At 41.5% G+C, this 12,592-nt stretch carries 9 protein-coding genes; 1 reads left to right on the forward strand and 8 read right to left on the reverse strand.

Features of this window, described 5'->3' with window-relative positions; translation table 11 throughout:
- Positions 1-342: 342 nt before the first annotated feature.
- Together FD724_RS29480 and ctpB are read right to left on the reverse strand one after the other, a co-directional pair.
- A complete protein-coding gene (locus FD724_RS29480; RefSeq protein WP_179075065.1) occupies positions 343-1,332 on the reverse strand; it encodes a glycosyltransferase family 2 protein in 990 nt (329 codons plus the stop codon).
- 148 nt (positions 1,333-1,480) lie between these two features.
- Entirely contained in the window at positions 1,481-2,821 is a 1,341-nt protein-coding gene (gene ctpB / locus FD724_RS29485) for a carboxyl-terminal processing protease CtpB (protein ID WP_179075066.1), read from the reverse strand.
- Positions 2,822-3,131: 310 nt separating this feature from the next.
- Here ctpB and FD724_RS29490 point away from each other — a divergent pair, with 310 nt between their 5' ends.
- Positions 3,132-3,830: a YdcF family protein gene (locus FD724_RS29490; RefSeq protein ID WP_179075067.1), complete on the forward strand. Its 699-nt coding sequence runs from the start codon at positions 3,132-3,134 to the stop codon at positions 3,828-3,830.
- Between the two features lie 398 nt (positions 3,831-4,228).
- Here the strand turns inward: FD724_RS29490 and FD724_RS29495 are convergent, their stop codons facing one another.
- From FD724_RS29495 to FD724_RS29520, 6 genes are all read right to left on the reverse strand, one after another.
- Positions 4,229-5,995, reverse strand: coding sequence for an ABC transporter ATP-binding protein (locus FD724_RS29495; protein WP_179075068.1), 1,767 nt, complete (start codon positions 5,993-5,995; stop codon positions 4,229-4,231).
- Between the two features lie 321 nt (positions 5,996-6,316).
- A complete protein-coding gene (locus FD724_RS29500; RefSeq protein WP_179075069.1) occupies positions 6,317-8,047 on the reverse strand; it encodes an ABC transporter ATP-binding protein in 1,731 nt (576 codons plus the stop codon).
- Positions 8,048-8,333: 286 nt separating this feature from the next.
- Entirely contained in the window at positions 8,334-8,927 is a 594-nt protein-coding gene (locus FD724_RS29505; protein WP_179075070.1) for a hypothetical protein, read from the reverse strand.
- Positions 8,928-8,996: 69 nt separating this feature from the next.
- Positions 8,997-9,602 (reverse strand): hypothetical protein, encoded by a 606-nt coding sequence (locus tag FD724_RS29510; protein ID WP_179075071.1) that lies wholly within the window; start codon positions 9,600-9,602, stop codon positions 8,997-8,999.
- A gap of 81 nt (positions 9,603-9,683) precedes the next feature.
- Entirely contained in the window at positions 9,684-10,811 is a 1,128-nt protein-coding gene (locus tag FD724_RS29515) for a 3-oxoacyl-ACP synthase III family protein (RefSeq protein ID WP_179075072.1), read from the reverse strand.
- On the reverse strand, positions 10,808-12,571 hold the full coding sequence (locus FD724_RS29520) for a thiamine pyrophosphate-binding protein (protein WP_179075073.1): 1,764 nt from the start codon (positions 12,569-12,571) through the stop codon (positions 10,808-10,810). The genes FD724_RS29515 and FD724_RS29520 overlap by 4 nt, the downstream gene beginning before the upstream one ends.
- Between the last annotated feature and the right edge of the window lie 21 nt (positions 12,572-12,592).

A 12,592-nucleotide genomic window follows, 5' to 3' on the forward strand; every position in this document is an offset into this window, starting at 1 on the left:
GTGAAACATCCCATCCGCAATACCTTGATTTTGTGATGTTTTCCGGCGCTGCAATCAATTATGGGTTAGTAGCTCAAGTGGGTTGAAACGCACAGAAATGAAAGAAATTAAGATGGATTAGATATGATGGTTTAGACTACCTCTAAATTTGCCAACAATCTCATATTATATTGATGATTTTTGCGAAGCTAGGTACAAATCAATGAGCCTTCTTTCTCGTTTTCTGTTAAGCCAAGTAAATATGGCTACACCACGCTGCTCGAATAGAAATCAAAGCGGGTTTCTATATGATATGTAGATATGGAAAGAATTGCAGTTATCCTGGCAAACTCCCTAGTATTTTTACAGCCGATCAATTATCTTGGCATTTTCTGGTAATTTGGAGTCTTGTTGCCCAGCAGTACGTGCCCTCGCTGTGAACAAACCAATGGGAGTATTTAATAAATCTACAAGGGTGGCTTGACTCGCGATGCCTGCGGTGGGCTGCGCCAAGGCCTTTTTAATATCTCGTGGTACTTCCTTCAATAACCAACGTGCCAAACGATAGCCACATTCTTTAAGTGTAATTTCTCGCATCAAATCTACGCCGTGTAGTTCGTGCAGATAGCGATTTGAGCGTCCATAGCGCCGCCATTGACTTTGCAGTTCCTTAAGTGTGGCGCGGTGGCGGTGCTGAACGATCGCATTTGGGGCAAATTCCAAACGCCCGATGTTTTCCCCCAAAATCCGCCAGCAAATATCGGCATCGCCACCAGTGGTAAGATAAGGACGAAATAAACCCGCTTTTTCTAAGGCAATGCGTCGAATCGCCAAATTAGCGGTTTGTCCATAAGGACGAAAGGCATGGTTAAGGGTATGCTTTTGCGATAAAGTTTCTTCACGGTCTGCGTGTTGTTCTAGTAGAGTTGTACCTGGTAGCGGCAAAATTTCACCAGCGACAATTACTACTTCTTTATTGACGAAAGGCTGAATTAATGCGTCTAACCATTGAGGTTGTGGGCGACAATCTGCATCGGTAAAAACTATAATTTCGCTCACAGCAGCGCGAATCCCAGTATTACGAGCAGCATAAGAGCTTTGAATTTGGTTTTCGCTCAAGGGGCGAATTGTAATTGGGCAGTTTACGGCAGATGTTTTGAGGATGGTGAGAGTGCGATCGCTACTGTTATTGTCTACCAATAAGTACTCTACCCGGTCTTTTGGGTAAGTTTGAGATAACAGACAATTGATTAACTCTGGTAAATCCGCCTCACCGTTATAAATAGGAACAACCACCGACACCATTGGTAAAGGGCTGGTGGCGGTGGTTGCATCAACTGGCTGATGATTCATAAATCTGAGATTTGAGAGATGGGATTACTAACTAGTATTCCCAAACCAAAATCCTAGAACGGTATATTAAGCAGTTTTCGTAACTCCAAAAATCTGGATTTGGGAATACTACTATATAAACACCTGCGAAGAAATCATTTGCATCAATTTAAAATTTCAGGTTATCGGCGCGGCTCATGGGTCGAGTGGGCTGATTTGCTGGCGGCTGGGCGAAGTTGTTATTTGATAAAATGGCGATCGCTCTGGCATATTGCGGATCGCTCTTAGTCCCGATTAAATCTGGATTAGAAGCTAACTGCCGCTCTTGTGCCTCTGTCAAGTCTAGTTTGACATCTGGGGCAATCCCTTTATGGTTAATATCTGTTCCCGCCGGAGTGTAGTAATGGGCAATGGTGACAGCCAAGCCGGAACCATCTGCAAGTTCATGAACTGATTGGACTAGGGCCTTACCAAAGGTTTGACCACCTACGACTACCGCCCGCTTATTATCCTTGAGTGCCCCTGTGAGAATTTCACTAGCACTAGCTGAATTACCATCCACTAATACTGCCAAGGGACGATTTGTTAAAGCAGTACGATTAGCTTTAGTTTCTTCAGTGCCGCCCACACGGTCTACTGTTTTGACAATTCCGCCGTCATTATACCACATCCGAGCAATTTCAATACTCGCTTGTAACAACCCGCCAGGATTTCCCCGCAAATCTAAGACATAAGAATCAACTTTCTTAGTGTTCAAATCGCGGATGGCTCGTTGCATTTGCTCTGCGGCGTGGGCGCTAAATTCCCGCAAACGGATATAACCAACGCGGCGATTTCCTTCTTGTCTGAGGGTATAACGTACCGTTGGTACTTCAATACTTGCTCTTGTCAGTTTCAACTCGAAGGCATTTTGCCCTGCTCGTCCCAGCCGTAGTTTGATGGGAGTACCCGCTTTGCCACGAATTAACTTAGAAGCGTCATCCACTTTCATTTTGAGAGTGGATTTGCCGTCAATTGCCAAAATTTCATCGCCTCCTTTGATCCCAGCTTTCAGTGCTGGAGAATTTTCTATGGCTTCGACGACAGTTAGGCGCTGAGTTTTTTCGTTTACTTCCATCCGAACGCCAATACCAGAGACTTCCCCAGATGTTTGGCTAGTTAAGGCTTCAAACTGTTTGGGGTCCATGAATCGAGTGTAAGGATCTCCCAACTTTTGTAAAGCTTCGCGGATGGCAGTGTATGCTTCTTCCCGGGAAGAATAGTCTTTGCTCAACAGGCTTTGTCTAGTTGCTTGCCAATCTTGTTGATTAAATTTACCATCAACATATTCATGATTTACCAGTTGCCAAACTTGGTCAACTATCATTTTCGGGCTGTCTTGTAGAGCTAAGGCGGCACGGACACCACGAGTCCAAGCGGAGCCGAATACAGACATCGTAGCAGTCGTAGCGATCGCTCCACCAATCAAGGCTACTTGGAGCGGTGAGTAACTTTTCGCAGATTGGTTCATGTATATTAACTGGAATAATTGTGTTGTTGACAGTTTAGCAATCAGGCTTTCCAGAAATTTTTAAGTTTTTATACCCCAAACTAAGCTATGCTTTCTTCATCATTTTTATCGTTGTAATGATGCCGAAAATACTGCATTATTAACAACCATTTCTCAGCTTTTTAGCCGTCTCCGGAAGGCTATACTGAAGATGTGACACTTTGATTAGCGTCATGTTTGTACTGATTCATTACTTTTATAAGATAGCACTTTGATCGCTTAATTGCAGCCTTGTTAGACAGCTATTAAATCAGGTTTTCTTACCGAAGTCATGAAACGTAAATTTACCATCAAATCGTTAATTTCTATTAAAAAAAAAATTGCTAATCTGTGGCAATTGTTACAAAAACTAACTGGTGTATTGTACTTTGTCTTAGGCACTTGGCTGATTTTTACTACTATAACCTTAGTTTTTGCTTCTTCACAGCCAGTAGATGCCTTCTTCGTGCTTGGTGGCAGTATTCGTCGAGAAACTTATGTGGCCCAACTAGCAAAACAATACCCGCAAACCCCAATTTTAATTTCTCATGGTTCCCCAGACCCTTGTATATGGTTAATTTTTCAGCCGCAATTAGTAGAGTTACAAAACGTTTGGTTAGAAAAGTGCGCGAATTCTACCTTTGAAAATTTTTATTATGGTATTCCAATTTTCCGGCGTTGGGGAGTGCATAAAGTCATGTTGATTACTTCGCCAAGTCACTTACCCAGAGCTAAATGGATGGCACAGATTCTCTTGGGCGCTCATGGTATTTGGGTAGAGCCTGAAATTGTTGAGGAGTCGGGCATTCCTGGTAATAATGAATCTTGGGGCAAAACTGGATTAGATTTAACGCGTAGCCTATTGTGGGCAATTTTAAGTCAAATTATTCAACCGGAATGCTCAAATGTGACAAAGCTTGCTGAAGTAGATATGCAAGCTTGGGAGCATAAAGGTTTTCATTGTGAACACCAGGGGGGATTGGGGAGATGAGGGCGAAGTTTAGTTTAAAGGGTGAAGGAACGAACCACAGAGGCAAGGCAGCGCGGTCTTGGGGGTTTCCCCCATGAGCGACTGCCGCACAGAGAACACAGAGTTGGAGAAAAAATGAGATGTTTAAGGGCTTTAGTCCTTATTTTCTAAGCACTTAAGTGTTTGGTACAAAATCTAGAAACTAGCTTGACTGAATACTAATTCCTAGAACCTATTTTCAAGCTAGTTTTGATATTATTTACTAGTTGTAGAGAATAAAGGTTTGCATATACTCCCCTTTGCTCCATCAATTGTGTATGTGTACCTTGTTCGATGATTTGCAGGGCAAACGCATCTAAAGTATAAGAATCCTTTAATAGCAAGGGTTTTGGCGTTTTTTAATTTAGCCTATTTTTTCATCAAGATCCTTGCCCAGCAAGGGTTTCAGAAATCCCGTGCGTTCGCCCTGCGATGATTTGTCCTTGCTCAATGACTAATACCTTGTCTGCGTTAGTGACTGTAGCCAGACGATGGGCGATGATAAAGCTGGTGCGACCTTGAAGTAAATTAGCGATCGCTTGTTGAACTAAGTTCTCTGTTTGGCTATCAATGTTACTCGTTGCTTCGTCCAAAATCAAGATGCGTGGGTTTACTAAAACTGCGCGGGCGATGCTGATTAACTGTTGTTGTCCTTTGCTGAGATTTATCCCCCGTTCTCCTAATTGCGTTTCATAGCCTTGGGGTAAGGTCAAGATAAAGTCATGAATATTTGCAATCTTTGCCGCCGCTTCAATTTCTGCCGTTGTTGCTTGGGGATTGCCAAAGGCAATATTTTCGGCAACGCTACAGCTAAAAATCATAGTGTCTTGTGAGACAACGCCAATTTGACGACGTAGGCTTGCTTGTGTAACTTTGCGGATATCTATATCGTCAATTTTTATAGCACCGCTTGACACATCATAGAAGCGGGATAGTAGGCTAATTATAGTAGTTTTTCCTGCCCCAGTAGCTCCAACTAATGCGATCGCTTGTCCTGGTTCAGCGTCAAAAGTTACATTTTCTAAAACTTTTTGGCCAGGTTTATACTCAAAATTGACAGATTCAAATTGAACTTTACCCTGAATTGGTGGCATTGCGATGGCGTTGTGCCCACCGGAGGTGATCGCGTCTGTGGTATCTTCAAGTTGGACTGGCTCATCCAAAAGTAGAAAAATTCTTTCTAATCCGGCTAATCCAGATTGTGCTTGAGTATAGAAGTTAGTGATAAGTTGGATGGGTTGAAAAAATTGCTGGACGTAAAACAAAAATGCGGTAACAGCTCCCACAGTCATGATATTTTTATAAACGAGAAAGCCACCATAAGCTAATACAATCCCCCAAGTAAGTGTATTAAATAAGTCTATTGTTGGCAGGAAAGCAGCAGTAATTGCTGTTGCTTGGATATTAGCATTTCGGTTATCTGCATTAAGTTTTTTAAACTCTTGAATGTTGATTTCTGCGCGGTTAAATGCTTGAACTTCTTGAATATTACTAATATTTTCTTCTAATTTAATTGAAAGTTGAGAAATTGTTTGTCTAGTAACGCGAAACTTTACCCTCGCTAATCTGGCAAAAAACGCAGTTGTTAAGAACATAATTGGCACAATCAGGTTAGTAATTAAACCCAATTGCAAGTTGATGGAAAGCATGAATATTGCACTTGCTAATAAGCCAAAAAAGCTTCCAATAACTTGCGGTAGCATAGGGCTAAATACTTGATTTAAAGTATTAACATCACTCAGCAGGCGACTCATTAAATCACCCACTTTACTTTTATCATAAAAGCTAAGGGGTAATGTTTGTAATTTGTTCATGATATCTTGGCGTAATTGCGCGAGTAAATGCTGCATAATTACACCAACTTTAACAATCAAAGTCCGATTGGATAAAAACCCCGTAAGGTATACTATTGTTAATACAACTAGCATCCATAACAGTCCTAACCAATTGCCTTTAAGTATCAAGTTATCTATCGACCAACCAGTAAGCAAAGGTGCTATTGTTTGGGTAATAGAGCTAATAATAATTATTCCCAGAATGATGGGAATCTCTTTGATATATGGACGAAAATATTGACTGAAGCGGCGGATAACAGGTAATGGTGCCAGGGCAAACGCATCTAAAGTATAAGAATCCTTTAATAGCAAGGGTTTTGGCGTTTTTTAATTTAGCCTATTTTTTCATCAAGATCCTTGCCCAGCAAGGGTTTCAGAAATCCCGTGCGTTCGCCCTGGTAATGGTGCATTTACTTGTGATACCGATTCAAAAATATTAATTTTTCTGTTCATGGATGGCAATTTTATGTTAGAGAGTCTAGCAAGGTTGATTTGAGATATAAATAATTTTATAGAGATCAAAAAATAGCATTTCTATAAATAAGCTAATCGTCATTCATTTTTCCAGACTGATTCGCTTGTAGTAAGAGCTTCATCCCTGGTGTTATGCAACTTAAATGCTCATTAGCTTAACTAGTTTTTTAAGATGGCATTTTCAATCAGCTCTGCACCAGAAGATATTTTAACTAATTTACCTCGATCAATTATGAAAATTTGGTCAGCATCATTTACCATATTATTAATCCGTTGAGTGAGAAAAATTATAGTAAATTGACGCTGTTCCATCAGAGCTTTGAAGGCTTCTTGAATTAATGCTCCTGTCTTCGCATCAACAGCAGAAAGACTATCATCTACAATCAGAATTTTGTAATCATTTAGCAATATCCGAGCAATAGTAATTCTTTGCTTCTGCCCTCCCGATAAGCCGATTCCTCGTTCGCCGATAACAGTATCGTAACTATCAGGGAGGCTAATAATAAAATCGTGAATTTGAGCAAACTTAGCTGCTTCAATCACCTTTGAAAGAGGTGCATCTGGTATTCCATAAGCAATATTTTCACGGATAGTTCCAGAAAATAAACTTGCTTCTTGAGAAATCAAACCAATGTGAGAACGTAAACTGACTAAATTTAAAGAGCGGACATCATACCCATCAACCTTTACTATTCCGTTTGTTGCATCATAAAAACGTGGAATTAATTTAGCAAGTGTACTTTTACCTGCTCCCGTCGTACCTAAAATTGCCACTGTTTGCCCTGGCTGGATTTCAAATGAAATACTATTTAAGGTATTATCATTTACTTCTGGGTAGCGAAAATCAACATTTTCAAAAGAAATTTTTCCTTCGCATCTTTGCAAAAAGACTGCATTGGGAGATTCTTTGATGGCAATTTCTGCATCTATCACCTGATAAACTCTAGTGGCTGATGCTGATGCTTGAGCAACAGATTGAAATGCAAAAGTCGTCTGAAAAATTGGTTGGATGATAAATGCTAAATAGGAATTAAAAGCAACTAGTTCGCCAATAGAAAAGCTGTGGCTGATTACCTCTAAACCCCCGTATCCAAAAATAGCAACTGCAAGTAAATTGCTCGCTAAAAAAATTATGGGAAATGTATCTCGCAGTGCATAAATTGTTTTGATACTTGTTGTGCGGAAATCTTCATTAGCAACGGCATAGCGTTTTATTTCTGTTTTTTGACGCACAAAAGCTTTGACTGCACGCACACCGAGTAAATTTTCTTTTAAAATTGCGTTTAAATCATCTAGCTGCCTCTGTGCTTGAGTAAACAAGTAAGTATTTTTTTGAAAAAATCCACCTAATAAAATGAAGGAAATCGGGATAATTGCTAATGCTATAAGTGCCAACTTCCAATTCATGAGTAGCAAAATTGTCGCACTACTGAATAATACGATCGCAGCACCAAAAATTTGCAGCAAGGTTGCGCCAATAAAAACGCGAATTTGTTCGATGTCATTATTAATACGTGTGAGCAGTTGTGATGTGGGCGTGCGATCGTAGTAGCTTAAATCTAAATGCTGGGTTTGACTAAAAAATTTATTCCTGATGTCATAAGCGATACTTTGAGATACTATCTCTGAAAAAAAACTTTGTCCAAAATTGAATAATCCCCGAATTAAAGCCACCAAAACCATCAATCCCCCACAAGTCAAAATCACTTGTAAGTTATTTTTGGCAATACCAGCATCAATTCCCCAGCGTATAATTTGAGGTGCAGCGATATTAGCAACTATCGTCATTAATAAACTAGCGATCGCAGCTAATACCATTACTGGGTATTTTAGCAACATTGTCAAAATTCGCTTTAGTGCATCAATAGGCACATCTGATTTTTGCTTCATATATAATTTTACGTATTTAATGTAGTGAGTGAGCTAATCTGTTGCTGGTAATTGCTAATCGTGCGATCGCATCTCGTCGTGCTTGTGTAGCCAGCATAATATCTACAATCGGCGTAGATTGAGCAATTAAACGGCTAATTATACCAATTTCTTGTTTGTAAATAGGAGTAGTAAAATCTAAGCTGCGTTGTATACTAACATTTTCTGCCGAGAAAAAACACCTAAGCTGAGAGTCGCAAAATTACTAATTGCTTGCACTAACACCACCATATTGATTTTTTGGCAATTAAAAAATATCTTCAATTAAGGTGTTAACAGGTTGTTCAAATTTGACTTTCCCCATAGTTATAGGAAAATTCCAGTAGGGGTGAACAGACATTAATGCCTGATTAGGCACATTTTTTGGTTGAGCTACAGAATTTTGAAAGGTGTTTTCAGGATAGCGAAATCTCACTGATAGCGCATATTTTGATTGACGGGCAACTTTGGGTACAAAAAGGATAAACTCATCATCTTGTGGAGAATCTTTCGGAAGATTGGGAGAAGCTTTGACTAATTCAGGACGGAGTAAAGTTACAATAGTTCGAGCTTCGTCGTGGGTTGCTCTTTCAGGACTTTGAGAACCTTGTTCTGATATTTCATCGCCAATATTTACCGCATATTCAACGACAGAACCGTCGTACTCACTCAACATATCTGGACGAATTGGTGCGCCTCCTCGGATTGAATCATCAAAGATAAAATAGCCGTTGGCTTGCTCGCCGTTAAAACTAAATTTATGTAGGGCTGCATGGGCTGGGAGATGATCAATTATTCCCTGAGTGAAAAAAACTGCGACAGTCAAGATGGATATAATTATTAGTTTCTTCCAAAAGTTCATTATTTTGTCTTTTTTTACAAGTAATAGTTATCGGCTTGTAAAGACGTTGCTATACAACGTCTATACATCTTAATCAGATATCTTTTCTATCTTGGTTTGTACTGATGCTTTAACCAAAGCTTTACCTAATGTTTTGGGAAAATCTACTTTGGAAAATACTTCTATTTCAGCATTTAGGGGAACCTCTGTTGGTAGTCTTGTAGAGCCATTGAAAGTTTCTTGAGGATACTTAAAATAGCTAACTAGGGAATAACTTGACTTTGGCTGTCGTTCAAAGTTACGTACTTGTAAAAGAAAGAGATCGGCAGGTAATAAAACGTTATACTCGTCATCTTTGCCATATTGTTTATCGTGTTGCGCTCGGATTTTTGCTAAGACTTTATCTTCCTCTCTGGGCAAAAAAACAATGGCATTACTAACTGTGCCTTGAAATAATCCTTTGTCTCCTAAATCGACTTTATAATCGCGCCCTCCACCGTAATATTGAGTCATGTAGGGCGATTTTGTTTCACCTTTGGCAGCAGTATCATAAATAAAGTAACCGTTGGCTTTTTCACCAGTGAAAGTGAATTTGTATGTAGCAGCTTGAGCCGAAGATGTGCTGATTGTTCCTTGAAATAGGAAGATTGCGATCGCAATCACAAAGACAACCGATATTTTTTTCCAGAATTTCATAAAAATCTCGCAAATTTGATGAGTATCTGATAGATGAGGGCGCTCAGATCCCCGACTTCTTGAAGAAGTCGAGGATCTCAATTAACTAGGAATGAGAACTTTCTGATTGTGTAGGGAAAGGCTCAAGGGGGGAGCGGGTGGAGTTCCTAAAGCAACATCGCCCCAACGCATGACGCTAGCACCTGCATTGGATGAGGAACCCATTGTATAAACGAGAACTAAATCGTTCTCACGGATTTTACCTGCTTGGGCGGCGTGGTAGAGATTGGCTACGGGGAAAGTAGGGCCGATATTGGCGTAGAAGGGATTCAGGTTAATAGTCCGTTCTGGATTAATCCCTAATGCACGGGTACAAACCTGCGAATACCAAGCGCTGGGTGTGTTAAAAGCAAAAAAGTCAATTTGATCTAAGCTGACATCAGCAGCTGCGATCGCTCCATGACAACATAGACGAATAAATTTCACGGTTGTCTCGTTAAACATCTTACTTGCGCCCTTACCTCCTCGGATGAACATTCTGATGTTCCCCTGTTCATCGGTGGTGAATTCGTTATAAAAGGCTCCACAAGTGGCGGCGGTATTGGCAATTTTAGTTCCCAAAATTCCTTGATTGGGTTGGAGTTCACCCACAATAAATGCTCCAGCTGCATCGCCTGACAAGAAGGCGAGGGTATCATTCTCATCGGTATAACGGGAATATGTAGAGGAAACAACCACTAATACATTGCGATACTCTCCCGTTCGGACTAAAGAACAGGCTGTTTGGAGGGAAACTAATACAGATGTGCAGGTTGATTCTATATTCCAGGCGGCGCTGGTTAATCCTAATTTACCGGCGAGAAAGGCTGCATTTCCTGGTGTGACTTGTTCGGGAAACAACGAAGTTACAAGCATCAAGTCGATATCTTCGGGCTGTAGTTTTGCTGCTTGCAGAACATCAATCGCTGCTTGATATTCTAGAGATAAAGAGGTTTCATCTGGGCTGACTACTCGCCGTTCAACAGTACCGCGAAAGGGATCGGACATATAAGGGGCTACTTCCTGTGACCAGATATCTGTAGAATTATCTGTGACAAACAACCTAGCCAAGGTTTTTTGTTCAGCTTCCGCCACCATCTGGGGAAAATTATTTCTGTAATAATCGTTGGTGCGGATGGTGCGAGGAAAATTCAGGGCGATCGCTCGAATGCCAACTGGTTGTAAAATCATGATTGTTCTCCTTTAGATTCGATTGCTCCTTGTTGAATGAGGCTGCGAATTCTACCGCCAATGGGAGCAGGTTGTTTGGGGTCTAAATTGATGTCAACAACGAAGGGAACAGTAGCCGCCAAAGCTTTTATTAACGCTGCTTCCAATTCCAATTCTGTGGAAACGCGGATACCGTCTGCACCCATTGATTGGGCAAGTTTGACAAAATTGGTACTCGGTATTTCCGTATCTACGCCTTGAAATCCTTGTAAATTCATGCCTTGGGCACACATATTGTAGCGTCCGTCATTCAGTACAATCCAAACGGCGGGAATGTCGAATTTAACGGCGGTGCTAACTTCGCTATTCATTAACATCGCGCCATCTCCCACAATGGCGATCGCTTTACCATTTCCTCCCCAAGTCGCCCCCACGACTCCAGTCACAGCATGACCCATCGCCCCCACACCAGTACTAATGCGGTAGCGTCCTGGTTGAGTAAAGCGCAGTCTGTTAGTCGCCCAAGCGAAGGAATTACCAGCCTCAGCTAGGATCACAGCATTACTATCTTCAACAATGATTTTTTGAATTGCATCCATCAAAACTTCTGGTCTGACTAAACCATCTATATAGGGAGAAGGCGGTTGTAACTCTGGATTGGGCAATATTGGGGAATTCCCTCGACGTTGGGGAAAGTATGCTAGTAGGGACTTGAGGAAAGCTTTTACTTCCGATTGAATTGCGAAAGTTGGTACAGATGGATAGGCTACTCCCGGTACTTCTGGATCTATATCTACATGGATGAAGCCACCAGAAGGAATCATCAAGGGATTCCAGAAAGAAGTTGGTTCACCTAAACGAGTTCCCAAAACTAGGATGCGATGAGGTTGCTGTGACTGCATATATTTGAGGACAGAAGCATGACCACTGAACCCGGTAACGCCGATAAACTGGGGATGATTTTCGGGAAAAATGCCCTTAGCGCGGGGCGAACACATCACCGCAGCCCCGGTGCGTTCTGCTAATTGGCAAACTTCGGCGGCGGCTTCTCTAGCACCAAAACCTACCCAAATGGCAAAGGGTTCTTGAGAAAGCAACCGCACTGATTCAGCGATCGCTTCTTCGCTGGTAACTGACACCGCACGAGTAAATCCAAATTGCGATCGCGCTGTGCATGGTTTGGTTTGAATTGGGGTAGGAATACTGATATGGGCGACAAAACCGCCTGGTTGGGATAATCCTTGCGCCAGTCTGCGGGAAATTTCTGGGATTTCCTCGCCAGTTTCGACGATGGTGGCGTAATTGAATAATACACCTGGGGTAAATATACCTGAAATCGGCAACGTATGAGCGCTGGTTTCTTGACAAGCCCAGCGTCCACGATTTCCAGATGCGGTGGTTGCAGATAATAGAATTACCTTTGCACCTTCGCCTCTGGCAGCCAGCAATCCGGTGAGGGCATTGGTAATACCGGGGCCAGTAGTGACAAACACAACCACTGGGCGATCGCTAGCAAAGTGGGCTTCACAAGCTGCAAAGGCTGCTCCCGATTCGTGGCGAAAGTGTAAAACTTGAATTTTGCTACGGTTGAGGGATGCCCACAGTGGCCCAATTCCACCACCGGAAACACCGAATGCAGATTCGACTCCCATATCTTCTAACATCTTGACTACAGTTTCTCCAACGGTGAGTTCGGTTGATGTTAATTGGGTCAGTTTGCTGTTTGTAGGTGGTGAAAAAATGGAAGATCCAGATATATTTGTAACTGTTTTTGTGTTCATACAAGTAAATTTGATGCGTAT

Source organism: Nostoc sp. C057, from assembly GCF_013393925.1.
Classification (GTDB): Bacteria; Cyanobacteriota; Cyanobacteriia; order Cyanobacteriales; family Nostocaceae; genus Nostoc; species Nostoc muscorum_A.

What these genes read in the sequence shown, in the direction of transcription:
- FD724_RS29510 (WP_179075071.1), bottom strand. Translation starts at nt 9,602, where the DNA reads ATGAAATTCTGGAAAAAAATATCGGTTGTCTTTGTGATTGCGATCGCA.
- ctpB (WP_179075066.1), bottom strand. Translation starts at nt 2,821, where the DNA reads ATGAACCAATCTGCGAAAAGTTACTCACCGCTCCAAGTAGCCTTGATT.
- FD724_RS29505 (WP_179075070.1), bottom strand. Translation starts at nt 8,927, where the DNA reads ATGAACTTTTGGAAGAAACTAATAATTATATCCATCTTGACTGTCGCA.
- FD724_RS29515 (WP_179075072.1), bottom strand. Translation starts at nt 10,811, where the DNA reads ATGATTTTACAACCAGTTGGCATTCGAGCGATCGCCCTGAATTTTCCT.
- FD724_RS29480 (WP_179075065.1), bottom strand. Translation starts at nt 1,332, where the DNA reads ATGAATCATCAGCCAGTTGATGCAACCACCGCCACCAGCCCTTTACCA.
- FD724_RS29500 (WP_179075069.1), bottom strand. Translation starts at nt 8,047, where the DNA reads ATGAAGCAAAAATCAGATGTGCCTATTGATGCACTAAAGCGAATTTTG.
- FD724_RS29490 (WP_179075067.1), top strand. Translation starts at nt 3,132, where the DNA reads ATGAAACGTAAATTTACCATCAAATCGTTAATTTCTATTAAAAAAAAA.
- FD724_RS29520 (WP_179075073.1), bottom strand. Translation starts at nt 12,571, where the DNA reads ATGAACACAAAAACAGTTACAAATATATCTGGATCTTCCATTTTTTCA.